This window comes from Streptomyces sp. NBC_00299, from assembly GCF_036173045.1.
GTDB classification, from domain to species: Bacteria; Actinomycetota; Actinomycetes; order Streptomycetales; family Streptomycetaceae; genus Streptomyces; species Streptomyces machairae.
In genome coordinates this window covers 3,112,530-3,137,479 of the sequence record NZ_CP108039.1, presented here as the reverse complement: position 1 = coordinate 3,137,479, position 24,950 = coordinate 3,112,530, and the positions used below count along the sequence as shown (strand labels likewise).

Below are 24,950 nucleotides of genomic sequence, written 5' to 3'. Positions count from 1 at the left end.
GCGGGACGAACGACCTCTTGGCCGGGACGAACGACCTCTCTTCGGCACGACGAACCACCTCCCTTCGGCACCACGAAGCACTTCTTCGGCAGGACGAACCACTCTTCGGCAAGGACGGAACATGCAGGGGGCACGGGTGAACCACGACGCTCTGGACATCACCGAAGCGCACTACGAGTTGGTGATCAGCGTCGACGCCAGGCGTTCCGGCGTCTACGACGACGTCGACAAGGTGCGGATGCGCGAGCGCATCTACCGCGTGCTGGAGACGGCGTTCGCCCACGCCAAGGTGGCGCGGGACGCCGTACACCTGGAGGACCGCGGCGACGGGGTGCTGCTGTCGGTGCCGGGGCGGATCGCGGCGAGCCGGCTGCTCGGCCTGTGGCTGATCGAGGTGCACGAGAAGCTGCGGGACGAGAACCGCGGCCTGGCCGTGCCCCTCGGGCTGCGCATCGGCATGCATGTCGGTCCCGTACGGCACGACGGCCGGGGCATCAGCGGACGCGCCGTCGACCTGGCCTGCAGGCTGGCCGACTCCTCCGTCGCCCGCCGGCTGCTCGACGCCGAGAAGGCCGACCTGGTGCTGGTGACGTCCCAGTCCCTGTACGACGACGTGGTCGGCGCCGGCGGCAAGTTCATCGAGCCCGCGCACTACTCGCCGGCCCGGCTGGAGCTGAAGGAGGGCGAGGTCACCGCCTGGTTCCATCTGCCCGGGCGGACCGCTCCGGTGATCCCGGAACCCGACCCTGCACCGCCTTCGCCGTCACCTTCACCGTCGTCGTCCGCTGCCGGCGGCGGCCCCCTGAACGCCGTCAGCGGTGACGAGTTCGGCGACGCCGAGGAGTTCGACGACAACGACGAGTTCGAGGTCGTGGGCGACGCGATGTCCGGTCATCGGCCCGGTGGCGTCGGCATTCATTACAACGTCATCGGCGACATGTCCCATCACCACGACAACGAGTACCAGGGCAACGTGCACATCGGCCGGAACACCGGCCGCGGCGCCGAGCAGGGGAGGGGCTGAGCCGAGTGAGCGACGACGAGCAGGCGGGCGGCGCGGCCGACGACGCCCCCGAGAAGCCGGCCGGTGGCCGGTCGTCCGACGCCGACGACAAGAAGGCCGACGACAAGAGGTCCGGCGACCGGAAGGCCGGGGACAGGAAAGCCGGCGACAAGAAGGCCGGCGACGACAAGAAGCAGGCCAAGGACGGCAAGAAGCAGGCCAGGGACGACAAGTCCCGGGACGACGAGGGCGAGGACGACGACGAGAAGTCCGCCGAGGACGAGGCGGAGGACGAGGAGGACGAGCGGGAGAAGGAACGGGAGCGCGCCGCCGGGCGGTTCAAGGCGTACACCCGCGATCCCCTCGCCGAGGACCAGGGCGAGGACGGGCCCACCGACCTCGCCGCCGCCGCCCGTACTCGCCGGGCCACCCGGCTGCTGTTCGACGTCGGCCGGGACCTGCACCGCTTCGACCGCTCGTACTTCAACAACGCCCACATCGGCGACATCAACCTGCGGCTCGGCGCCCGCCGGTTCGGCGCGGGCATGCGCAGCGGACCCGTGCCCGAGGACGAACTGCGCAGGCTCCGCCGGGCCCACGTCGAACCCGAGGGGTACGTCCGGCTGCGCACCGCGCTCCGCGCCCGGCGGCTGCTGGTGCTCGGTGCCGCGCCCGGTACCGGACGCACCAGTACGGCGCTCTCACTCCTCGACGAGGTCACCACCTCGGCGGCGAACGGCACCGGCACCGGCACCGGCCCGGACGCGGAGCCCCCGGCCGGCTCCCGGGTGCTCAGGGTCGATCCGGACGGCGGGGTACGGCAGTTGGCCGCGTCGCTGGACGAGTCGCGGGGCGGTGAGGGCGAGGAGGCGCGGGCCGGCGTCGGGTATCTGCTGGAGCTGTCCCTCACCCGGCCCGGAGCGCTGCCCCCGGACGAGATGGACCTCGACGAGCTCGCCGCCGCCCTGGCCCGCTGCGAGGCCTTCGCGGTGATCGTCGTGACGGTCGGGTCGGCGGCGAATCCGCTGCTCGCCGGGCGGTACGGCATGATCTGCCCGCCCGCGCCGACCGAGGAACTCCTCGCCACCCGGCTGCGGGAGCGGCTGGAGGAGCACGCCGCCGGAGCCGGGGAGGACGACACCGCGCCCGCCGACCTGCTGGCCCGCGCCGAGCGGGTCGCGGACCGGGAGGAGGTCAAGGACGCCGTCGGGCTGAAGGACCTGCGGCCCGCCGAGGCCGAGGTGTTCGCATCGCTGCTGGCCGGGCACGTGCTGGGGGACGTCTCCCGCGACGCGCTGCTCGACGGGTGCCGGAGCCTGGCCGCCGTACAGGCCCAGGAGTGGTTCGCCGGAGTGGACCGGGCGCTGACGGCCCGGCCGGCCGAGGCGGAGCGCGGGGACCGGAACCCGGGACGGTCGGGTACGGCGACGCTGTTCCACCCGGTGGCGTTCCGGATCGCGCTCGCCGTACTCGGCGGGGCCTCGCACAGTGCCGTTGCCGCCGCCGCGCACCTGCTGACCTGGGAACTGTCCGTGCAGTCCGACCCGGACAGCACCCCGGCCCGCCCGCTGTTCTGCGACGACCCGGAAGCCGACCGGGCGCTCTCGCGTGCCGAACTCACCGAAGGCAAGGTCGAGGTGGACGGGCACGAGGTGCCGGCCCGGCTGATCTGGTACCGGGGATCCGCCCTGCCGTCCGCGGTGCTCACCGAGCTGTGGGACCGGCACTTCCCGGTCCGGGCGCCGGTGGTGCGCTGGCTGCGGCAGCTGGCGGACGACCCGCGCGACCAGGTGTGGATGCGCGCCGCGGTCGCCGCCGGGGAGCTGTGCGTACGGGACTTCGACCACGGCTACACGGAACTGATCCGCCCCCTCGCCGAGGCGACCACGAACCGCCGGCTGATCTTCGCGGCCACCACGCTGGACCAGGCGGCCGGCCACGCCTCGCACCGCAAGGCCGTGCACCGGCTGATCGGCGACTGGAGCAAGAAGGGCACCCCGTCGCAGCGCTGGAGCGCGGCCTGGGCGCTGGGGTACGGCAACGCCGCGGCCACCATGGACGACACCCTGGACGCCCTGGCCCGCATCGGGGTCCGTGACGAGGGGGAACTGGTCACGGTCGCCTCCCACAACGTCGTACGGCTGCTGGTGCTGCCGGACGCCGCCGAGGTGCTGGCGCGGATGGCCGAGTGGACCCACCACAAGCGCGAGCCGTACCAGGACCTGGGGCTCGCGGCGACCGTCCGGCTGGCGCTGACGACGGTGGACGAGTTGCTGATGGACCCCGACTCCCTGGGGGACGACAGCGATTCCCCCTGGGCGGACCGCGGGGACTGGCCGGTCGCGCTCGCCCTCGCCGCCATCCGGCCCGAACTCGTCGAGCCGATGGCCGACTTGATGTGGACCGCGCTGAACACGGCCCGGTCGAAGGACGTGGCGATGGACGCGCTGGAGGAACTGCTGCGGTCGGCCGTGCGCAAGGACGGCACCGAGTGGACCCGGCCGGGGCTGGCGGAGCTGCTGCCCGCGCTGGCGACCGAGGAGCACGACCGGCGGCGGCTGGACTGGCTGCTGCGCCGAATGATGAGCGACCCGGAGAAGCCGCTCCCCGACGCGGACGCACGCGACCTGTGGTGGCTCGCCGTCGCGCCGGAAGAGCGGACGAGGCAGGACGGACCGCGCCAGGACCGGCGGCGTCAGGAGTGGCCGGGTCCGTACCGGCCGCATCCCGACAGGCCGCGTCAGGAGTGGCCGCGTCAGGACCGGCCGCGCCGGGAGAGGACCCGCGAGGAGGAGAGGCATGGCTGAGAACGAGGACGAGGCGCTCGACGGCGACGAGGCGGTCGGCGCCGACCCCGCGGGGCCCGCGGGTCCGTTCCTACGGGACTTCAACACGCTGACGGACGGGTTCCCCAAGGTGAGTCCCCGGTCGGCGCTGGTGCAGTTCTACCGGAACGGCGGCTACACGGTGAAGAGGGCCTCCGGGGTCCAGCATGTCGACAGGCCGGTGCTGGCCAGGACGCACAGCATGTGCGAGATCGCGCTCGGCACCTATGTGACGCCGCTCCAGATGGAGCTCCCGGCCGCCGGCGGCACCACCTTCTTCAAGGCCGAGGTGGACATCCAGTGGGCCGTGACCGACCCGCACCTGGCCGCCCTGGAGGTCGTCACCGACGTCGCCAACCGGCTCACCTCCCCGGTGCTGGAACGGCTGCGTGAGGTCACCACCACCTACCGGGTGACCGAGGCCGAGCAGGCCAACCGCGCCATCACACGCGAGTGCGCGGGCGGCCGCTGGGCCGACCTGGGTTCCGAACTCGGTCTGCGGGTACGGCTGTACGTCCGGCTGCGGGTGGACGACCGGACCATCGAGCACGCCGACGAGGAACGGGACGCGCACGCCCAGGCCAAGGTGATCCGGCTGCGGCAGGAGTCGTACCGGCGCATGTTGCAGGGCGGGGAGCTGGAACAGCTCAGCTTCATGCTCGCGGCCGACCCGGAGGGGGCCAAGGACTTCCTGGAGAAGATCCGCCAGGAAGGCAGGCAGGACGAGAAGGACCGGGTCGCCCGGCTGTTCACCATGGCCCAGCGGGGCGAACTCGCCACCGTGGACGTGGAGACGCAGGTCCTGAACCTCCTCAACCAGGGCGACGGACGGCCCATGGTGGGTCCCATCGGGACGGTGCCCGCTCGCCGGCCCCGGGAGCTGGAGGCGTCCTCCGGCCGTCCGTTCAACCCGGACTGGGCCTCGGACGAGCCGCCCAGACGGCGCCCTCCGCGGGCAGAGCCCTCCCGGGGCGAGCCCGACCGGCGGTCCGACGGACGGGGCGCCGACCGGCGGGGGCCGGACAGGCGAGGCCCCGACCGGACGGAGCCGTACCGGGCAGGGGACGCCCACTACGACGCGGGCTACGACGCCGACTACGACGCCGAGTACGACCCTCGGGGCACCCGCACCCGGCGCGCGAGCCACCGGCCGGACCTCTACTCGGCGGACGACCGCGTGGACGACGACGGGCGCGCCCCGGACCAGCGCAGGACTCACCGGCCCGACCCCTATCCGGCGGACGACCACGACCACGACGACCGGCGCGTTCCCACCCGGCGTCCGGCCTACCGGGCCGAGCCCTACTCCCCGCGCGACGACGCCGATTACGACGAGCCGCGCGCCCCTGCCCGGCAGCGGACCTACCGGCCCGAGCCGTACCCGGGGGCGGACCCCCAGGACGACGACCCGCGCTCCCGCACGCCCCGGCAGACCTACCGGCCGGAGCCCTACTACCCGCGGGACGAACCCGAATACGACGACCCGCGCACCCGGGCCGACCGGCGTCAGACCCACCGGCCCGAGCTCTACCCGGTGGACGACGACCGGGAGCCGCCGCGCCGGCGCCGACGTGCCGAGGACGACGGCTGGTCCTGGGCGGAAGAGGACCGATGAGCGCCGACGGGGCGGCACGCACCTCCCCCGACCCGGTCGTGCCCGTGCCGGACGGGGGTCGGCACCACCACGACCGGGCGGGGGAGCGCATCGCGGAACGGCTGCTGAACTCCGTCCGGGAGGACCTCGGCCGGGCCGACTCCAAGGCGGCCGTGCTGCTCTCGGGGACGCTCGCGCTGCCCGCGTTCCTGGTCGGCTGGCACGGCACCCCGAGGTGGGACGGGTTCGCCGACGTGACGCTGATCCTCTCCGGGGTGCTCTGGGCCGTCGCGGTGTCCGCGCTGGTCGGGGCGCTGATGCCGCGCACCGGCACGGTCCGCGGCCGGGACGAGGTGACGTACTTCGGCGATCTGGTGGCCGCCCGCGACCTTGCGGAGCTGTCCGACCGGGTCGCCGAGGCCGGGCGGGATCCGGCCGCGTGGCTGCTCGTCCAGGCCGTGGACGCCAGCTCGATCCTCACCGCCAAGTACCGCGCCATCCGCTGGGGAGTGGGCTCGCTCGCCCCCTCCGCGGCACTGGCCGTGGTCTGGGGGCTGACCGCGCGCTGACGCGCGACCGGCCGGCACAACGCAAGCACCCCAAGCAACCTACGCACGCAGAGCAGAGACTCTCCGAGAATCAGGGGACGGCCGTGGAAAGAGTCACGGGAAGACGGCAATCACGAAGGGGCCGGGTGCGCCGCGCCGCGGTCTCGGTGCTGGGCGGCACCGCGGTGTTCGCGTCCCTGCTGGCACCGGCAGGTCAGGGTCCGGTGCCCGCGGCGGACTCCGAACCGGCGTTCCCCGCGGTCAACTACGCGGTGGCCGTGGACGAGTCGGCCAGCCTCGCACCCGAGGACATGAAGGCCGAGAAGGCCGCCGCCGCGCGCATCGCGCTGGGCGACGTGTCCTCGTCCTCGCATGTCACGGTCTTCGGCTTCGCCGCCGCCGAGAACGACGACCAACGCGCGGTGGACCCGGTCTGCCCGCGCACCACGCTGGACGCGGCGGGCCGCGAAACGGTCGGCAAGTGCGTCGACAAGCTGCGCAGCCGCAAGGAGAGCGAGGGCACCGGCACCGACCTCCCGAGCGCCATCCGGCAGGGCGTGCACGACCTGACCGACGGCTCCGACTCCTCGGAGCCCCGGGTGCTGTTCCTGCTGACCGACGGGAAGATGGACGTCAAGGACAGCCCCAAGTACGGCGATCCCGCGCACCGCCAGGCCGAGGGCGAACGGCAGTTGAAGCAGGCGCTGAAGGACGCCGCCGCGCAGAACGTCCAGATCTGGCCGCTGGGCTTCGGCCCCGACCCGGACAAGGGGCAACTCGACCAGATCGCCGCCGGCGGCTACCAGAAGGGCTGTGTCGAACTGCCCTCCGCCACCCCGAAGGCCCACAAGGTCAACGGGGCCAAGGACGTCGGCCCCACGCTGGAGCGGATCTTCGCCGCCGCCCACTGCCTGCGCCACGAGGAAGGCCCCAGCAAGCGGCCCCCGGCCACCCTGGAGATCGGCATCTCCCCGCTGGCGACCGTGGGCAGCATCGTCGTCGACAAGGGCGACCCCGAGGTCAGGATCAGCTACATCGACCCGAGCGGCGACAAGGTCCCCACCTCGGGGACGTACAAGAAGTCCCGCTTCGAGCTGGCCGGCGGAACCGGACCCGTCGAGGCGCTGAAGATCGTCGACCCGCTGCCCGGCACCTGGAAGGTGAAGGCCGAGGCGCCGGAGGGACATCGCTCGCTGCCCGTCGCCGTCAGCGTGCTGTGGCAGGGCGAGCTGCGCGGCGCCATCACCATGGACCCGCCCTCGCCGCAGGCCGGCGAGAAGGTCACCGTGACCATGCGGCTGCAGACGCGTGAGGGCTACGAGATCAAGGACCCGCGCGACTACGAAGGGCTGCGCGTGCGCAGCGAGCTGACCGGGGACGGCTTCTCCCCGCTGGCACTCGACCTCGCCGACGGCGGCAAGGGCACCGACCCGAAGGCGAGCGACGGCTCCTTCACCGGCACCGTGACGATTCCGAAGGACGCCGACGGCGCGCTGAAGGTGAGCGCCACCCTGACGGCCTCCGGGCTCAGCGCCGACACCCGGAGCGAAGGCAGCACGGTCGCGCCCGGCGAGCTGCCCGTCACCGCCGCCCTCGAACTGCCCGCCGCCGACACCCACCCCGGCGCCACCGTCACCGGCACCCTCGCCGTCCACAACACCACCGACATCCCGCACACCCTGCGGCTGTCCGTGGCCGACCTCCGGTCCGGGCTGCTCACCGTCAAGCCCGCCGAGATCACGCTGAAGCCCGGCGAGTCCGGCACCCGCGAGGTGCAGGTCGAGGTCGCCCCCGCGGACGTCTTCGGCGACCGTCTCGGCGACGACGGGCTGAAGCTCGCCGGCACCGTCACCGCCGTCGACACCACCGACGGCGACCGCACCCTCGTACGGGCACCGCTGTCGGTGCGGGTCGTGCCGGAGCCGGGGATCTGGGAGAAGTACTGGTGGGCGTTCGTGTCGGCCGCCGTCCTGATCGCCCTCGCCGGCGCGGCCCTCGTCGCCTGGCGGCAGCTGCGCAACCGGCGCAAGGACCCCTACGGCCTGATGCTGCAACTGGTGTCGGAGGACGGCCGGGTCCTCAACGAGCACCCGGCGGGGCACGGCAACAGCAAGCACTGGTACGAGTTCGCCGTCGTCGAGGCCCATCGCAGCCCACGCATCGAGCGGCGCCCGCACGGCCAGTACGCCGTGCAGCGCAGCCGTGAGGGCGGAGCGGTGCTGCGCACCAAGGGCGCCGGCCGTACCGCGCTGAGCACCGGCGGCCAGGTCCAGCTGACCGAGACGCTCAGCCTGGCCCTGGGCGAGGACACCCGGCCGGGGCGCGGCAACCGCCGCCGGCCGCCGGCCGCGGGGGCCACCGTCGGCGCCGGCTCCTCGACCGGCCCCGGCGACAGCGGCAACGACAGCCCTTTCACCTCGTACCTGTGACCCGCACATCCACGGACGTACCCAGCACGAACCTGCGGCCGCGTCGGCCGTAGAGCGGGGAGGAAACCCATGAAGATCTTCCAGCCGATGCTCTTCGTCGGCCTGGGCGGCACCGGGGGACTGGTCGGTGCCGAACTGGAACGCAGACTGCGCGCCGAACTGTGCGGCCCCGACGGCATGGCGCTGAGCCGGCAGAGCGGCCACGCCCCCTTCCAACTGCCCGACTGCCTCCAGTTCGTGTACGCGGACTACAGCGAAGCCGATCTCCACCGGCTGCCGCAGTTCAATGTGGACCCGTCCCTGCGGGCGGCGTACGCCCGGACCTCCCGGGCCACCCACAACCTGCTGCCGAACTTCGACGCCTCACCCGAAGTCACCAAGATGCTCCGGGCCGTTCTGCGCGACGAGGTCGCCGACTGGCTGCCGCCGCGCATCGACGAACCGAAGGTCACCCCGCTGCACGCCGGCGCCGGCCAGCTGCCCACCGTCGGCCGCGCCGCCCTGTTCGCCACCCTGAGGCACAGCCTCGCCCCCGTCCTGGAGCCGCTGCTGCAGGCGATCGACTCGATGGCCAGGGCGGCGGGCGAGCTGAGCGAGCTCGGCGGCGGCAAGGTCAACGGGTGCGACGTCTTCGTCGCCTTCTCGGTGGCCGGCGGCACCGGCGCCGGGATCTTCCTGGACTATCTGCACCTGATCAACCACGCCTTCCAGATGCGCCGCTTCGACGGCGTGAAGATCTACCCGCTGGTCGTCATGCCGTCGTCGTTCTCCGCCGCCACCGGGGGCGGAAGGGAGGCCGAGCTCAACGCGGCCCGGGCGCTGGTCGACCTGTTCCGGCTGGTCGACACGCAGAACGCGCCGTCGGAGGGCGCGGAGATCGGCGATCTCGACCACGAGGTCGGCCTCGGCATCCGCTACCCGGGCATGATGCCGATCCGGCTGCGCACCGGCATCCTGCCCACGGCGTTCCTGTTCAGCCCGACCGCCGGCATCCGCGCCGACGACCTGCGCCGCTCCATCGTCTCGCTGGTGATGTCGCTGATCGGCACCGAACTGGGCGACGGCCGTGTCCAGGGCCGCAAGCAGGCCTCCGACGACGACTTCACGACCTTCGCCGCGAGCTTCATCAACCGGGGCGTGCAGCGCAGCGCCGTCTCCCCGACCGGCATCGGCCGGCAGGGCGTCTCCACCAGCCTGGTGGCGTCCATGACCGCGCCGATGGACCAGCTCGCCGACCTGGTGGCCGGGCGGCTGCTGCGGCTCGCGGTCACCGATCTCGTGGCTCGGCCGCGGGCCGCGCTGCGGGACACTGCCGTGCCGATGATCCGGGAGCTGTTCGCCGACTCCCACCTCGAAGAGCTGTGGGAGCGCAGGCAGTTGCCGGTGCCCGAACCCGATCCGCTGCCGCGCGGCGGCAAGAACATCGAGCAGGCGCTGGGCGAGCGCGTCGCGGACATGCAGCGACTGCTGTCCGACCTGCGGGCCGAGGCCGAGCGTGCGGCCACCGCCATGGCCGACCGGTTCGCGCCGCGCCCCGCCATCGACAAACTGCTCCAGAGCGTGGACCCCTTCCTCGCCGAACGCGTCGTCAGGGGTGTCCCCGACAGCGACGAGCCGATCGCCCGGCTCGGCTTCCTCGGCATGCTGGACAACCGCGCCCGCACCCCGCAGCGCCCGCCGGGCGTGAAGGAGCAGCCGCCCAAGATCCCCCGGATCAAGGGCCAGTTGGGCGGCCTGGCACCGGCCCGCTGGGGCGACGACGACGTCCAGGCGGCCATCCAGGAGCAGGACGCCTGGTACCAGTGGCGCTGCCGCACGGTGTGGCACGAGGCCTGGCGGGAGCAGCAACAGCACTGGCAGCCCCACGCGGACGCGGCCGGCGCCGACATCGTGCGCCTGGTGAACGCCTTCCGCACGCACAGCGACCAGGAGCGCAAGACCTCCGAGCAGAAGGGCCGCGAACTGTACGAGGACCGCACCGGGATCTCGTATCTGCTGCCGCCGCAGCGCACCCTGAACCACTTCTACGAGGACGTCGTCACCCGGCTCATCCGCCGGGAGGGGCTGCGGGAGAACGACGACGAGGCCGCGCTGCTGCTCAAGCTGGTCGACGGCGACACCTGGCGCCAGGTCCACACGCTCAGCCGGCGTGACCCGGAGGGCGCGGTGGCGCGGGTCAAGGGGCAGCTGGAGGCCCGGATCACCCGGCTGTTCGCCGAGAGCGGCGCGCACCTGGAGGAACGGCCGCTGCTGCCGTCGATGGGCATGCTGCTGGCCGCCGCGGCGGGCGACGCGGACGCCACCGAGCAGGTCAGCAAGGAGGCGCTCGACCTGTTCGGCCGCAAGCTCGCCGGGCTGCTGCCGGTCGGGTTCACCCCGGAGGGCACCGGACTGCTGCGGGTGCTGGTCACTCACCCGCGGGTGCAGGCCGTGGAGGAGGTTCAGGAGTACCTCGGCAAGACGCTGCGGCTGCCCACGGACGCGAAGAACTCCGTGGAGTACCGGGGCGTGGAGAGCGACTCCGTCACCGTGGTCCTCTTCCGCAGCGAGATGAGCCTCACGCAGGTGCCCGAGGCCCGCAAGGTGCTGCGGCAGTGGGCCCGCGCGAAGGACTCCGAGCAGGCCCAGGACGTCCTGCGGTGGCGGCAGCGGCTCGGCTTCCGCGACAGCTGGATGGTGAGCAGCGAGGAGGACCGGCGCGTCATCATGCACCGGCTGCTGTGCTGCATGTGGAACGGCCAGGTCGACGTGGTCGACGGCGACCCCGCGTCGCCGGAGCGGGTGCGGCTGCGGCTGTTCCCCGAGAAGGGCGCCCATGTTCCGGGCGTGCGGCTGCGCCTTGGGGACTACCCCGGCGGGGTGTCCAGCTGGGCCGAGCTGCTGCGCGCGTACGAACGCTGGACGGTCCTCGACGACGAACGGACCGTCGAGGACTACTGCCGTGAGCTGATGGGGGCCCAGCCCTCCGGCCTCGCCCGGACCGGCAGTGAACCGCACCCCCTCTTCACCGACCTCGTCGAGAAGATCGCCCCGCGCCAGCTGGAGCTGCTGGCGGACCGCCGGGAACAGGGCGGCGAGCGCGTCGAGGGCTGGGTGCGGCCGCTGTGGGAGTTCTGGGCGGAGACACTCCCGGCCGCCCTGGACACCGAGTTCGGCGACCAGCGCGCCGTCCAGCCCACCTTGCGCACCCTGCTGGAACACGTCCGAGGCGGCACCCCGACCCGCCCCCGCACCCCGGACGGCCTCGCGGAACCCCGCCGTCGGCCCCAGGACGACGACTTCGGCACCGCCCCGGTCGACTCCTTCGACTCCCGGGACACCTACCGACGCGACGACGGCGACCGGGACGAGAACGCCGACGATCGGGACTCGCGGAGCGGGGGGCGGTACGGCGACCACGACGCGCCGTACGGCGGCGAGCGGCGGCGTGAAGAGCCGGACGAGGACCGGGACTTCTGGGGTGAGCCTCGCGACAGTCGTCGCGGCGCGCGCGGTGACTTCGACGAGACCGGCGGGGACGACCGCGGGGACGACGGGGATCGCGACGGACCGGGTGCTCGGCGGCGGGAGCGTGGCGCGGAGTACGGCACCCGGACCTCTGCCCGGGACCGGGACGACGTGCCTCCACCGCCATGGGACGACGACGCCGCCCGGCGCGGCGGCTCCTGGGACGGTGACGTGCTGTGAGCGTGCCGCAGGACTTCGGTGCCGTCATCCATCTCGACCTGCGGGCCGGGGCGGCAGCGCTGCACAACCCGTCGGCGCTGCGGGCCCGGGTCGCCCAGGAGCTGGGCCGGGCCGGGCTGCCCGAACCCGACGATCCGCTGTTCCTGGTGGTCGACACCCCGGCCGGGCTGACCGATCACCGGCCGCAGTACGAACTCATCACCGGCTACCGGGCCGTGGGCGAGGTCAGGCTCCTGGTGCTGCTGGTCGGCAGCGCGCCCGGCTCGTTCGCGGGCGAGGAAGGCGGCTTCCAGCCCGACCGCCGGCTGCTGCGCCCCTCGGTGCTGCGGGCGCCGGGCAGCGCGCTGCTGTGGGCCGGAGATCTGCGCTCCGCCCGCACCGCGCTGGAGCAGCCCGCACCCGACGACCCGGACGCGCTGGCGGTCCTCGTCGACGTGCTCTCGGTCCCGGACGTCTACCTCAGCGTGCTGCACGGCATCCAGTCGCTGCCCGAGGCCGTCGCCGCGCCCGGCGTACGGCTGCTGGAGCAGGACTTGCCGCCGGAGGTGCGCGACCGGGCCTGGCGCGACGCACTCACCCGGTTCGCCGGCGAGGACACCGAACTCGCCCCGGACGTCTTGCTGACCGCCTCCTCCGGCGCCGATCTGCCGGAGCCGCTGCGCCGTCTGGTGGTGGGCCGGGGCGGCCAGGACCTGGGACACCGGGAGCCCGGCGGAGTGGCGGACGACGCCCACCGCGCCTGCGCGGACGCCCTCGACCACGCCGAGGACGCGCTCGCCGGGCTGCGGACCCTGCCCGGGCTGCTGCGAGCCTCGCGCCGTGAGGCGTTCGAGGCGGACGTCGAGCAGGCACGTCAGGCGCTGGACAACTACCGGGATCTCGTCGCCACGGCCCTGCGCAGCGGCGGCGGCACGGCAGCGTCCGCCGCCGAGTCGGCGACCCGGCTCGCGGCCCTCGGACTGCGGGTGCCGTCGGCCGAGGGCATGGGCGAGCGGATCGGCGAGGGGCTGAGGGAGTTCGCCGGGAAACTGCTCGGTCAGGGGCTCGCTCTGCGGTCGGTGGCCCAGCGTTTCACCGGCCTCGCGGGGCGCGCCGAGCCACTGCCGGGGACGGCGTTGCTGCCGAGGCTCGCCCCGTACTCCGCCGAGGCGGTGGCCCGGCAGACGGGGACGGCGGACGCCCCGGCAGCCGGCCTCCCCGTGGCGGGGCCGTTGGCGGCGGCCTGCGCGGGCCTGCTCGGTGGGTTGTGGTCGGGTCCGTTCCTCGCCCTGGCGGTCGTCGTGCCGCTGCTGTTCGTCGGCATGGCGATGCTCGGGACGGCCCGGCTGCGCGGTGCGGGACGCCCCGGCCGCTGGGCCGTCGCCCCCAGGGTCGCGGCGGTCGGCGGCACGGCGGTCGGCGCCGGGGTGTCATACGCCACCGAACCCCCGGTCTGGCTCGGCACGATCGGGCTGCTGCTCGGCTTCGGCGTCGCGCTGGAGACGGTACGCCGGCTGTGGCGGGCAGCCGCCGCGGACTGGGCGCCGGGCCACACAACTGCCGTACTGCGCCGAGCCCTTGACGGGCTCGACGCCCTGCTGGCCGAGGCGGTCCGGGAGCACTGGGCCGTCGAGGAGCGCCTGTACTGCGCCGACGCCGCCCGTTCCGTCGCCGGCATGCTGCGGGCGACGGCTGCGGCGGCGGAGGCCGAGGCGGTGCCCGAGCCGGCGCGGGTCGCGGCGGCCGGAGTGCCCGGCGGCTTCGACGTACCCGGCGCCCGCACGCCTGCCGAGGACGACTGGCTCGCCGACGACCTGGACCTCGGCCCGGACGACTCCGGTGCCGGGTCCGACGACGGTGAGAGCGACTGGGCGAGCGTGTACGCCTGGGACGACGGTCCGTCGTGGGAGGAGCCCGCACAGGAGAAGGGCCACGAGACGGGTCCGGAGCAGACCTGTGCCGCCCCGTCGAGGGACCGCGCCAGGGGGGTTCCGCGCTGGCTGGACCGGGAGAGCGGTGAGGGCGGGCCCGACCTGGTCGCCACCTTGTCGGCCGATCTGACCGACGCCGCCCTGGAGGCGATGAAGTCCTACTGGGGTGCCGTCGAACGCGGCCAGGCCGGCACCCTCGCCGTCCGGCGCACCGAGGAACGGGTCCGCGCACTGCTGTCGACGGCCCGTCATCACCTCCAGCACAACGGTGTCCTGGCCCCGCCCCCGTTCGCCGCCCCCCGCCGCCTCCGCGCCACCTCGGCCGGCCTCCTCGGCACCGATCCGCACGGACCGGCCGACCTGGTCGGCGCCGAGGCAGACCGGCAGGCCGTCGTACAGCTGTCCTCGCCCGAGCAGGGCGCACTGCTCAGCCGTGATCCGGCGGCCGCGGTGTGGCTCAGGTTCGCCCCCAGGGCCGTACGCGACGAGGTCGAGAAGGCCTGGCGGTCCAGCGGCTCGGTCCACCCGGACGAGGTCCTGTGGACGTCGTCGGGACGCTACGCCGGCCTGGTACGGCTCACCCCGCTCCGGATCGGCGTGGTGCACACCGTCCGCCCCCGGCACGGTGCCGAGCCCGACGGGACCGACGCGGACGCGGCACTGGACATGGACGACGCGCTGGACACGTACGGCACGACGAACCCGTACGACCGTGCCGAGCCGGTGAACCGCCACACGCGCACCAACTCCCATGACCGGACGGCGGAGTCGTACGACTGGCTCGACACGGACGGCCGGCCGGACGCCGGCGACCGAGGGGACGGCGACCCCTGGTGACCCGCCTCCCGCACCCCGCCCGGGTGCACCCGCACACCCCGGTGCTCAGGTACGAACGAAAGGACCGCCGGTGAGCAGCATCCCGTATCCCCCGCAGGGGCCGGGCGGTCCGCCTCCGGACAAGCTCGCGTTCACCGTGCCCTCGGGGCGGCGCCGGGTCACCCCGGTGCGCGTGGGCCGGGAGGTCCGTCGCGACCGGCCGCTGCCCCAGCTGATCCGCAAGGCGAGGCTCGACGACGAGGGACAGCAGTGCGTGCAGGTGCGCCTGAGCGCCAAGGACGCCGCGAACCCGGCGGCGCGCGCCCTGCTGGACACGGAGGCGGGCACCGCCCTGCAACTGCAACACCTGCTCGGCGACACGGAGTTCGCGGCCCTCTTCCCGAGGATCGTCGGCCACGAGCTGGACGCGGCCGAGCCGTTCCTGCTGTACGACCCGCCGCGCGGCACGCCCGTCGCACGGATCCACGTGATGTCCGCGACCGACCAGGACGTCCTCACCAGGGATCTGATGCTGGCCCTGTGCCTGCTGGAGGGCCAGGGGCTGGTACCGCGCGACATCTCACCCAACTCCGTGCGCTGGGACGGCGCCAAGGCGCAGGTGTGGGGGCTGGAGTCGGTGACCCGGAGCGGCCGGCCGAGGCGCCCGTGGGGCCGGACGCCGTTCTGCCCGCCGGAACAGCGAAGGGGCGAGGGGCTCGCCGACTCCCGGGACGCGGTGTGGAGCGCGGCCCAGGTGCTCTACCAGCTGGTGACCGGACGGCCCGGACCGGCCGACCGGACACCTCCCGACCTCGCCGAACACCGCAGGCTCGACCGGACGTTGCGGGAAGCCTTCGCGCCGCGGGCCGCCGACCGGCCGACGCCCGCCGAGGTGCTCGACCTGGTGAAGCCGGGCGCCGCCCGCCGCGTCCGGCTCGCGGTGCCGCCCGACGAGACGCGCCCGCACCATGAGGCCTTCGAGGAGGCGCTGCGCCTCAAGCGCGAGGCACCGGCAGGGCGGAGCGACGGCGCGTCCCGCGGCGACGGCGAAGTGCTGTGCCCGTACTGCCTGGAGACCATCCAGCTCGACCTCACCAAACTGTTCGTCACCGACAGCCGCATGCAGTACAAGCCGCTGGACCTGGCGGGCATCACCAACCCCGTGCGGCGGACCGACGTCATGCGCGGCGCCGTCCAGAAGTGCACGGCGGACCCGGACTTCCCCGAGCACTTCATCCCGGTGCCCTATCTGACGTACGGCCGCCCGCTGACCGTCGCGATGGTCGGCCAGTCCTCCACCGGCAAGAGCCATCTGCTGACCCAGATGATCGCCGCCATCACCGACGGCGGACTGGAGCCGTACGGCCTGAAGTGGCAGTCCGTCAATCCGGAGCAGCACGCCCGGTTCGTTCGGGAGCGCGTGCAGCCGCTGCGCAACGGCAAGGTCCTGGACCACACGGCCGCGCTCGGTCTGGACGACTTCGCCCGCTTCGTGGAGTCCCTGCTGATCACCGACGCCCGCGGGCAGGTGCGCCCGGTCGCCTTCTTCGACCTCGGCGGCGAGGACCTCGTACGTACCGACGCGGCGCTGCGGTTCCTGCTGGGCGTCGACGCCCTGGTCTTCGTCGTCGACCCGGCGCTGGCCCTCCCGCTGCCGCAGCTGGACCACGCCAGGGAACGCTGGGGGGTCGAGGTGAACCGGGACGGCGACCTCGCCTTCGGTACCGTTCTGGACCGGCTGCCCAAGAACGGCCCGTACGTGGACGTGCCGGCCGCGATGGTGCTCGGCAAGGCGGACCTCCTCAGGTTCCAGCCGCCCGTCGACCGATGGCTGACCCGCCCGCCGGCCGGCTCCCTGGACCCGGCGCTGATGCGCGAGGAGAGCCGGGACGTCCACGGGCTGCTGCGCCGGCACGCCGGCCAGGCGTGGCTGCGCCCCTTCGACGCGATCCGCCGCTGCACCCTGCACATCGCGTCCGCGACCGGCGGCCAGGAGGACCAGGGCCGCTATCCGGCGGGCGCGGGGCCCCGGCGGGTGCTGGAGCCGCTCGTCGCGCTGCTGGCGATGCACGGGCTGATCCAAGTGCCGGGCGGCGCCGAGGCGTTGGCCGTGGGCGAGGCGCCCGCGCTGGAGGCGGTGCCGTGGGACGAAGCCGGGGGATACGAGGCGACGTCAGCAGGATTCGAGAGGTCTGAAGGGCCCGAGGAGCCCGAGGGATCCGAGGGAGGGGAACATCGGTGAGCGAATTCCAGGACCGGGGCCCGGTCCACCAGGCCGTCTTCCGCTGGGACGGCAACCACGGCCGGCAGGGCACCGGCATGAACGCCGTCGCGCACTCCTGCGAGCCCGACCGGGCCGAGGAACTCGGCCGGGAACTGGGCCCGTTGCTGTGGGTGTCCGGCGCGGCGGCGGCACGGCCGAGCGTCGTGCGCACCGTGTCCCGCGACGGTGACGTCCTGCTCGTCCAGCGCTGGCCCACCACCGACCGGGGCGGCCGGCCCAGCACCGTCAGCCATGTCCTCATCGGCGACCGAGACACCCTCAGGGTCCGTGAGTGCCTCGGACTGGCGTACCCCGGCTGGCGCAAGCAGGAGAGGGCCGAGCAGGCCTCGGGGCGGCTGCCCGAGATCGACTCCGCGAGACTCGACGACCTCGCGCACAAGCGGCTGCCGGAGATGCTGGAACGGCTGCCGAAGGTCGCGCACGCGCTGATCCTCACCACCGCGGAGCTGCTGCGCGATCCGACGCAGCGGGTGTCGCTGCTCCTGGAGGAGGAGACCCCGCGCGACTGGCCGGACCGGGACGCCGTACCGCTGGTGTATCTCGGGCTCTTTCTGCTGTTCGGGCGCTGGCTGGAGCAGGAGTGGACGTTCGCCACCTGCGACTCCGTCGACACCCACGCCCTGCGGCTGATGGCCGTCCCGCGCTGGGAGCCGGACACGGGCGGTTCCGGCCCGCTGGCCAGGGTCATGGGCCGCCCGCACGGCAAACCACGCTTCGAGCACAAGGCGGCGACCCGGCTGGTGGACTACCTCCTCGCGCACCGGGAGGCGGCTCCTGGCGTACCGCAGCTCGTGGGGGAACTCCCCGACGGCGCGACCCTGGACTGGGAGCGACGCCGTGACCGGCTCTGGAGAATCCTGGGGGAGGAGAGGGAGCAGGACCGGGACCGGGATCGGGATAGGGATGGGGAAGCGAGGCGAACGCGGGACCGGGAGCCGGAGCGGCCCACGACACCCGCCGCCGCCCGGGCCACCGTCGCCCCGGAGCCGTACGGAGAACCGTATGCGAGCCCCGCACTCGCGACCTCTCCAGCGACGCCGCCCCCTGCCCCCGTGACGCCGCCGCACCCTTTCCGGCCGCCGCACACCCACGGGGGCCCGAACGGCCACGACCCCCACGCCCTGCATGCCCTGCGCCGGGACCTGCGCGAGTACCGGCGCGGGGACGGGAGCCGGCGCAGCATCCTGATGGCGGATCTGCGCACACGGCCCGACGAGGTGCTCATCGGCGAGCTGCGTTCCGCCGAACTGCCGCGGGACTCGGTGGAGCTGCTGCTGAACGAGCTGGGCCGGCCGGATCGTGTCGAGGTGCGCAACCTGGACGTGCGACACGAGCTGTGCGCCGAGGTGCTGCACAGGAACCTGTACTTCACCCCGCAGACGGCGAACGGGGAGCACCCGTCGAGAAAGGCCATGACCGACCTCTCGGCCGACCTCTTCAGCTGGGCCGTCGCACCGCTGGCCCGCGACGAACGCTATCTGCGCGATCTGCAGGAACTGCTGTACCGCATGAGCCGGGACCCTCACCCCACCACGGGCAACTGGCTCCGGCAGAGCATCATCGAACCGGCGAACGGCAGGATCCCCGACCTGCCGCCGGTGCTGTGGAGCCAGCTCCTGCGGGATGCGATGAGCCGCAACGAGGGGCCGCCACCCGCACCCGCCCTGCCCCGCCCCATGTCCGTGCCCCCGGTGCCCCAGGCGATCCCGGCCCCCGCGCAGCCGTCCGCCTTCACGCCGGAGCCGCCCACCGCCATGGCGCGGATCTCCGACCTGATGAACAACCCCGGCTGCTTCATCGGAAGCAGCCTCGTCGTGATCGTCGTACTACTGGGGGTCGCCCTGATGCTCTTCTAGCAGGCGGTCCGTACGGGATCAGCACTCGATGATGTTGACCGCCAGCCCGCCCCGGGCCGTCTCCTTGTACTTCACGGACATGAGGGCGCCCTGCGCGACCTGCCCCTTGACCTGCGGGTTCGGGGGGATTTTCTTGATCCATACAGCCAGCAGGGACTTCTCAGGGACTTTCGGCTGGTGGCGGTCCTCCAGCCAGGCGTCCATAGCGGCAAGACCGCGCTGACCTGCGCCGGGCATGAAGTGAGCGTAGTGGTCGAGGGTGACCTTCGGTGTCGAATGCCCGAGCCACTTCGACAGGCTGACGATCGACTCGCCAGCTTCCAACTGCACGCTCGCGTAGGTGTGCCGGAGGACGTGGAACATGTCCTCACGAGGGGCTGCGTAGACGGGGTCGCGACGGACGCGGCCTTCGCCGCGCCGCACCTTCTCCCCGACGGGTTTGATGATGCCGGCGGCAGCGAGGGCGGGCTTCCAGCTGCGGTCGTTCCAGGTGCGGTAGTAGATCCGGTTGCCGTGCGAAGTGGTGAGTAGGAGGTTCACCGTGATCGGCTTCCGCTGGCGTATCTCCAGGGCGGTGGTCGGTGGTTCGGGGTTGCGCCAAGGCAGAGTGCATGCGGTGGACGGGAACCGGCGGAAGTGCTCGCGTGCCCGCACGGCGAGGTTGGGCGGCAGGGGCACCTCGCGGGTCTTACGTCCCTTGGGGAGTGAGAAGTAGGGACGTCCCTTGATGTCCCACTTGAGCTGGCGTCGCACATGGACGACACCCGCCTCGAAGTCGAAATCCTCTTCGGCGAGGCCAAAGGCTTCTCCTTGGCGGAGCCCCAGACCGATGCCCAGATCGACAGCGAACCGGTAGCGCTCCTGAAGACCCGCACGAACGGCGTCGACAACCTGGCGAGTCCAGGCCTTGGCCTTCTTCTCGGTGGGGCGCGGGGGCTTGACGCTGTTCTTGACCTTCATGGGGTTGCGCAGCAGGCGCTGGTCGTCCACCGCGCTGCCGAGGATCGACGACAGAAGGCCCCAGATCACCTCTGCCGTCGACTCCTCGACTCGGGAGAGCAAAGCGGCCTTGAAGGAGCGCAAGGCGGACGCATCGATGTCACGCAGAGCGAGGTCACCCACCAGCGGGATGATGTGGTTCCAGACCTTGCTGCTCATAGGGCCCGCGGTGGAGGGCTCGTCGGATCGGCCAGCCCACCAGTGGTCCACGATGTAGTCGGTGAGTGCGATCTCACCCCTGCGCGGGTCGACGAACTCGCCGCGACTGGAATCGGTCTTGGCCGTGGCGAGCCACTGCTTGGCGTCCTCGCTCGTATCGAACGACCGGTCCTGGACGCCAGGAATCCCCTTGACTCGGTAGCGCTTCCCCTTCCCGTACAGGGAGGTGCGTTCGCGTTTGCCGGTTCGTTTGTCCGGCCGCTTCTTGAGCCAGCGGTCTTCTATGTAACCGGCCATTCAGTGGTCCTCCATGCTTACGTGCTTCGCGTGCTGGTTTGTGGCAACGCGCTTCGCGGCCGGGGCTTATCCCGGTTGCGAATGCTCTTTTCCTGGTCTTTTCTAGAGGGTGTTACTTGGGCGACTTGGTGCGACGTTGCGGCTTATGCGTAAGAGGGTTGAGGGCGGGGTTGGACCGGGAGTCGGCCTGCTCCTGGGCTTGCACCCACGCGTCGAGGGCGGTGATGCGGTACATCACGCGGCGCCCCATCCGAAAGCTCGGAGGGCCTTGGCGGCGATGACGCCAGACATAAAGGGTGTTGGGGGAGATCCCCAGATACTCGGCGGCCTTCGGGAGGTTCAAGAAGGCGGTCTCGGATATGCGGCTGGGCTGCGGCATCGCTGTACTCCTGTCGTTGCTGCGGTGACAGGATGAGAATCCGGAGAAAGGACGACTTGGCCCGGCCTGGAATTTCTGATAGTTGGCGACGTGCGACAGGGCGCGCACTGGTATCGCCGATCGCGATGCTGCGCGAACGGTCCGCCACAGCACGCACGGGCCAACGCTTTCACGGGGGTGTCGGCTGAACCGCCGAGGCAACGTGGGCCGGCACGATCAACGGCGATGAGTTGCGGGCCGCGGTCGCCGAGATCCGCCGCAGCGCCCTGGTTCGGGTCGAAGCTGTACCGCACAGGATCTGTGTCAGAGGCCCTGGTTTCCGGCTCCCAGCCCGGCAGGCGGAATCCAGGGCCTGCAGCGCGTTCATGGCCCGGTCCGAGCCCCGTTCGGTGATCACCGGATAGGACCTGTCGGCGTCCCCCCGCTCAGCCGCGTGTCCTGGACTGAAGAGGTGAACCAGCGCCCATGCCGATGGTGTCGGGCCAGCCAGTCGGCGTGGCAGCCGGTAGCCATGCGCCATGGACCTCCATGACTTCCTCTACCGACACGAACTCGATCACCGGTTGACGCGGCTCTATGCGGACCCTGCAGCGGACAAGGACGCCTGGGTCACGATCCCCCAGGACGCGGAGGCAGCACGAGCCCTCCTGGGTACTGTCAGTGCTCTAACCGGCCATGCTGTCTTCGCGCAAATCGTCCGCAGTGCACTGACCGCACACCAGCGGTACCTCAACAGCGAGACTTCCTGCTATGCCCTGTGCCGTGACACTGCCCTGCGCGAAGCATTTGGCGACGGGGAAGACGTGGCGTACCTCGACTGGGCTGCGGTCGTTCTGGAAGCCGTTCGTATCCAGATGGGCGATGCCGCTTTCGGCCCGTTCCTGCGCTGCGTCGTCGAGGCCGAAGACGCCTACGCCAAACGCTCTGAAGAGCGAGCGGCGGCTGGTGTATGACCTGTCGTCCCCCGGGTTCTTGGCCTGTCTGCGGCTGGCAGAGCCTGTGAGGACGGCGGGACGATGCGCGTCACCGACCGGCTGATGGGACATGCAAGGGCCACCTGCGGCGGACGATGGTGGGTCGGCCCTCCGCGCCTTTTGGCAGCCTGCGGCGCGGCACTGGGGCCAGCGAGGCGGGCAAAGGTGGTGACCAGGTCGTCGGGGGCACTGGCGCTGAAGCTGGCGCACCACACGTACGGTGCCGAGGATCGGCTCCGCCCACGCCTGCCAGCCGAGCATGTCGGGGCGTGGGCTGGCATCCTGGATGAGCGGCGGCACCATTTCGACCTTGAAAGAAGCGGTCCCGGTGACGGGAATCCATCCATCGTCTATGTTCATCGAGTCGAAGAAGGCTAGGCACCCGCCCACGCACTGGAAGACGCGGTTCCGCCGACCGGGACGACCGGTCCTCCTGACTCGTAGTCGGTATCGGTGCTCTGACCCTGCCAAATTGGCTTCGAGTACCACAACTCACCGCGGCGTCAAGGCGTCTTGCGTGGAATACCTAGAGACAGACTGTCCTCACACAGCTCTTGTCGGATGGAAGGCTTCCGTTCACTGAGGCCGCTACCGAGGTGAGGTTGTCGTCATGGCACGCAGCAAGACCGAACGTCCGACGAACGGATTCACGGTTGTGGCTGCTGTCGGGGCAGTTCCGTCCGCACGCCGCCAAGTCGCCGCGCTGGCCAAGAATTTGGGTCTCTCCATGTCGGACGAAACGCTGAAGACTGTTGAGCTGCTGGCGAGCGAGTTGATCGCCAATGCCGTCCTACACTCAGCCGCTCCGTGCGACGTCGCTGTGACGCGGACCGACGAACGGCTTCGTGTGGAAGTCACGGACGCCAACCCGTCGTTGCCGCGCGTTGTTGAGGCTGGGCCGAGCGATGAGAGCGGCCGGGGCCTCCTGCTCGTTGGCGCCTTGGCAGACGCCTGGGGAACGCAGCCGGAGTCCTGGGGCAAGACGACATGGTTCGAGATCACGCCAGAGCCTTCGACTGACGGCTTGGGCGACAACTCCGCGGATTCTCCGTCCTCCGGTGTATCTGCCGTGCGACGAACTGATCACGAGGCCCGCATGGCGTCGTCGGCCGAGTCGCGGGTGCCGATCGTGCCAGCAACTGCCGGGGGACAGCATCAAGCTGCCTGACTGAGCGTTTGGTCCGGTGATTCGTGTCTGGTCCCGGGTCAGGTTCCGCGCCAGTTCGGGGTGGCTTCGCCGGTGAGTCTGCGGGCCATGAGGTCGATCATCGCGAGGTGGATCATGGCTTCGGAGCGGTGCGGGTGGGTTTCGTAGTCCCGGGCGAGGCGGCGGTGGTGCATGAGCCAGCCGATGCTGCGTTCGATGGTCCAGCGTCTCGGGATGATCGTGAACCCGCGGGCGCCGGGCGGGCGTTGGACGGGGTGGACGTCGATGCCGAGGCGGGCGCCGTGGTCGATGGCGGTGGTGCGGTAGCCGGCGTCCACCCAGGCCTTCGTGATGTGCGGGTGGGCGGCGGCGATGCGGGACAGCAGGGTCACGCCGGCTGCGGTGTCGGAGACGCTGGCGGCAGTGACCAGCGCGGTCAGCAGCAGGCCGAGGGTGTCGCAGCCGAGGTGGCGCTTGCGCCCGATGATCCGTTTCCCGGCGTCCGTGCCCTGGTCGGCGAGGTGCACGTTGGCGGAGGTCTTGATGGTCTGGGAGTCCAGCACGCAGGCCGACGGCTCCGCGCGTCGGCCCTCGGCTTCGCGGACCAGGCGCCGCAGCAGCCCGGTGAGCTGCTCGAACACGCCGTCCTGCTGCCACTTGGCGAAGTACCCGTACACCGTGGCCCACGGGGCGAAGTCGTGCGGCAGGTAGCGCCAGGGGATGCCGGTGCGGTCCACATACAGGATGGCGTTCATGATCTGGCGCAGGTCGTGTTCGGGCGGCCGGCCGCTGTCCAGCGCGCGGGCGCGGCGCTGGTCCCGCCAGGCCGTCAGAACGGGCTCGATCAGCGCCCAGCGCGCGTCCGACAGGTCGCTGGGATAGGGGCCGTGCGGAGTCATGTTTGCGAAATAGCCGACCGTGGCCGGCCCCGCCAGCGGTCAAAAGGCGGCGCTCGGGGGCGTGTTGGGAGCAGACAGGAGCAGCCGGAACGAAACGACTCCCAGGCGTCGCGGACGTGTCGACTGCCCCGTCAAGCAAAGCGGCCCCGGCGTTGCAGGACTCCGGAAAAGACACCAACTCGACCGAGACAGGACCAAACGCTCAGTGAGAGGGCGTTTGAAGTGGGCAGATTGCCGTTTGCGCCCTAGTACGTTCCTCGCCAGGTAAGTGTCGTCTCGTCCGTTATGCGCCTGGCGAGGTTGTCGATCGAGGCGATGTGGATCATGGCCTCGGAGCTGGCGGTGAGGGGCTCGTAGTCGCGGGCGAGGCGGCGGTGCATCATGATCCAACCGATACTCCGCTCCACCACCCAGCGCCTTTTCACGACCTGAAAGCCGCGGCTCTCCGGATTCCGGTTGACGACTTCGACGTCGATTCCGAGGGTGGCGCCGTGCTCGACGACGGCGTTCTTGAAGCCGGTGTCGACCCAGCTCTTCGAGATGGTCGGGTACATCTCCTTCGCCTGGTCGAGGAAGCGGATTCCCAGGGCGTTCTCCGAGAGGCGGGCGGCGGTGACGGTCACGGCGAGGATGAGCCCGATCGTGTCGGTGAGGATGCCCCGCTTTCGGCCCACGATCTTCTTCGCGGCGTCCGTTCCCTGGCTGGTCACGGGCACGTTGGTGGAAGTCTTCACGCTCTGCGTGTCGATCACGGATGCGGTCGGCTCGGGCTTGCGCCCCTCTTTTACTCGCGCCAGTCCGGTCTGGTCGTAGTTGAGCTGGGCGAAGATTCCTTCGTCGCGCCAGGCGGCGTAGTAGGCGTAAACGGTGCCGTGGTTCGGGAAGTCGTGGGGGAGGTATTTCCAGGGGATTCCGGTGCGGTTCACGTAGAGGATGGCGTTGAAGACGTCCCGTAAATCGACCTTGGCCGGCTGTCCGGTTGGTCTGCGGTCGAGTCGGGCCTTTCTCCAGGCCGTCAACGTCGGCTCGATCAGGGCCCATCGGGCGTCGGACAGGTCGCTGGGGTACGGCTTGCGCTCGCTCACGGCGTAGCGTGATCACGTGCGAGGCGGAGGGCTCGGTTCCGTTGCTCACTGGGCGATTC

At 71.8% G+C, this 24,950-nt stretch carries 15 protein-coding genes; 11 read left to right on the top strand and 4 right to left on the bottom strand.

The features are described from left to right. The first annotated feature begins 121 nt into the window (after window positions 1-121). From OHT51_RS13635 to OHT51_RS13595, 9 genes are all read left to right on the top strand, one after another. On the top strand, window positions 122-1,024 hold the full coding sequence (locus tag OHT51_RS13635) for a hypothetical protein (protein WP_328879198.1): 903 nt from the start codon (window positions 122-124) through the stop codon (window positions 1,022-1,024). Window positions 1,025-1,029: 5 nt separating this feature from the next. Beyond that, window positions 1,030-3,810 (top strand): hypothetical protein, encoded by a 2,781-nt coding sequence (locus OHT51_RS13630; RefSeq protein WP_328879197.1) that lies wholly within the window; start codon window positions 1,030-1,032, stop codon window positions 3,808-3,810. Continuing rightward, the gene (locus OHT51_RS13625; protein ID WP_328879196.1) at window positions 3,803-5,443 is read left to right on the top strand and encodes a hypothetical protein; all 1,641 of its coding nucleotides are present in this window, start codon (window positions 3,803-3,805) and stop codon (window positions 5,441-5,443) included. Before OHT51_RS13630 ends, OHT51_RS13625 begins: the two co-directional genes overlap by 8 nt. Then, window positions 5,440-5,991: a Pycsar system effector family protein gene (locus OHT51_RS13620; RefSeq protein ID WP_328879195.1), complete on the top strand. Its 552-nt coding sequence runs from the start codon at window positions 5,440-5,442 to the stop codon at window positions 5,989-5,991. The genes OHT51_RS13625 and OHT51_RS13620 overlap by 4 nt, the downstream gene beginning before the upstream one ends. A gap of 125 nt (window positions 5,992-6,116) precedes the next feature. Continuing rightward, window positions 6,117-8,399: a VWA domain-containing protein gene (locus OHT51_RS13615; RefSeq protein ID WP_328879194.1), complete on the top strand. Its 2,283-nt coding sequence runs from the start codon at window positions 6,117-6,119 to the stop codon at window positions 8,397-8,399. A 69-nt stretch (window positions 8,400-8,468) separates the two neighbouring features. After that, complete coding sequence (locus OHT51_RS13610) at window positions 8,469-12,086, top strand: tubulin-like doman-containing protein (RefSeq protein WP_328879193.1); 3,618 nt, start codon at window positions 8,469-8,471, stop codon at window positions 12,084-12,086. Next, window positions 12,083-14,833, top strand: coding sequence for a hypothetical protein (locus OHT51_RS13605; protein ID WP_328879192.1), 2,751 nt, complete (start codon window positions 12,083-12,085; stop codon window positions 14,831-14,833). Before OHT51_RS13610 ends, OHT51_RS13605 begins: the two co-directional genes overlap by 4 nt. 70 nt (window positions 14,834-14,903) lie before the next feature. Then, a complete protein-coding gene (locus tag OHT51_RS13600) occupies window positions 14,904-17,054 on the top strand; it encodes a hypothetical protein (protein ID WP_328879191.1) in 2,151 nt (716 codons plus the stop codon). Further along, window positions 17,051-18,952: a hypothetical protein gene (locus OHT51_RS13595; RefSeq protein ID WP_328879190.1), complete on the top strand. Its 1,902-nt coding sequence runs from the start codon at window positions 17,051-17,053 to the stop codon at window positions 18,950-18,952. Before OHT51_RS13600 ends, OHT51_RS13595 begins: the two co-directional genes overlap by 4 nt. 18 nt (window positions 18,953-18,970) lie before the next feature. On the opposite strand, the gene OHT51_RS13590 is transcribed toward OHT51_RS13595, so the two are convergent. Further along, window positions 18,971-20,407: a tyrosine-type recombinase/integrase gene (locus OHT51_RS13590; protein ID WP_328879189.1), complete on the bottom strand. Its 1,437-nt coding sequence runs from the start codon at window positions 20,405-20,407 to the stop codon at window positions 18,971-18,973. A gap of 112 nt (window positions 20,408-20,519) precedes the next feature. Then, on the bottom strand, window positions 20,520-20,786 hold the full coding sequence (locus tag OHT51_RS13585; protein ID WP_328879188.1) for a helix-turn-helix transcriptional regulator: 267 nt from the start codon (window positions 20,784-20,786) through the stop codon (window positions 20,520-20,522). Window positions 20,787-21,304: 518 nt separating this feature from the next. Here OHT51_RS13585 and OHT51_RS13575 point away from each other — a divergent pair. Together OHT51_RS13575 and OHT51_RS13570 are read left to right on the top strand one after the other, a co-directional pair. After that, the gene (locus OHT51_RS13575; RefSeq protein WP_328879187.1) at window positions 21,305-21,739 is read left to right on the top strand and encodes a hypothetical protein; all 435 of its coding nucleotides are present in this window, start codon (window positions 21,305-21,307) and stop codon (window positions 21,737-21,739) included. 631 nt (window positions 21,740-22,370) lie between these two features. Then, window positions 22,371-22,928 carry an ATP-binding protein gene (locus OHT51_RS13570; RefSeq protein ID WP_328879186.1) on the top strand — a complete coding sequence of 186 codons (558 nt, stop codon included), beginning with the start codon at window positions 22,371-22,373 and terminating at the stop codon, window positions 22,926-22,928. Between the two features lie 38 nt (window positions 22,929-22,966). Here OHT51_RS13570 and OHT51_RS13565 read toward each other — a convergent pair whose 3' ends face one another. Both OHT51_RS13565 and OHT51_RS13560 read right to left on the bottom strand, forming a co-directional pair. Further along, on the bottom strand, window positions 22,967-23,806 hold the full coding sequence (locus OHT51_RS13565) for an IS5 family transposase (RefSeq protein WP_328879185.1): 840 nt from the start codon (window positions 23,804-23,806) through the stop codon (window positions 22,967-22,969). Between the two features lie 245 nt (window positions 23,807-24,051). Beyond that, the gene (locus OHT51_RS13560; RefSeq protein ID WP_328879184.1) at window positions 24,052-24,891 is read right to left on the bottom strand and encodes an IS5 family transposase; all 840 of its coding nucleotides are present in this window, start codon (window positions 24,889-24,891) and stop codon (window positions 24,052-24,054) included. Between the last annotated feature and the right edge of the window lie 59 nt (window positions 24,892-24,950).

What these genes read in the sequence shown, in the direction of transcription:
- OHT51_RS13565 (WP_328879185.1), bottom strand. Translation starts at nt 23,806, where the DNA reads ATGACTCCGCACGGCCCCTATCCCAGCGACCTGTCGGACGCGCGCTGG.
- OHT51_RS13620 (WP_328879195.1), top strand. Translation starts at nt 5,440, where the DNA reads ATGAGCGCCGACGGGGCGGCACGCACCTCCCCCGACCCGGTCGTGCCC.
- OHT51_RS13625 (WP_328879196.1), top strand. Translation starts at nt 3,803, where the DNA reads ATGGCTGAGAACGAGGACGAGGCGCTCGACGGCGACGAGGCGGTCGGC.
- OHT51_RS13575 (WP_328879187.1), top strand. Translation starts at nt 21,305, where the DNA reads ATGGACCTCCATGACTTCCTCTACCGACACGAACTCGATCACCGGTTG.
- OHT51_RS13585 (WP_328879188.1), bottom strand. Translation starts at nt 20,786, where the DNA reads ATGCCGCAGCCCAGCCGCATATCCGAGACCGCCTTCTTGAACCTCCCG.
- OHT51_RS13590 (WP_328879189.1), bottom strand. Translation starts at nt 20,407, where the DNA reads ATGGCCGGTTACATAGAAGACCGCTGGCTCAAGAAGCGGCCGGACAAA.
- OHT51_RS13570 (WP_328879186.1), top strand. Translation starts at nt 22,371, where the DNA reads ATGGCACGCAGCAAGACCGAACGTCCGACGAACGGATTCACGGTTGTG.
- OHT51_RS13610 (WP_328879193.1), top strand. Translation starts at nt 8,469, where the DNA reads ATGAAGATCTTCCAGCCGATGCTCTTCGTCGGCCTGGGCGGCACCGGG.
- OHT51_RS13635 (WP_328879198.1), top strand. Translation starts at nt 122, where the DNA reads ATGCAGGGGGCACGGGTGAACCACGACGCTCTGGACATCACCGAAGCG.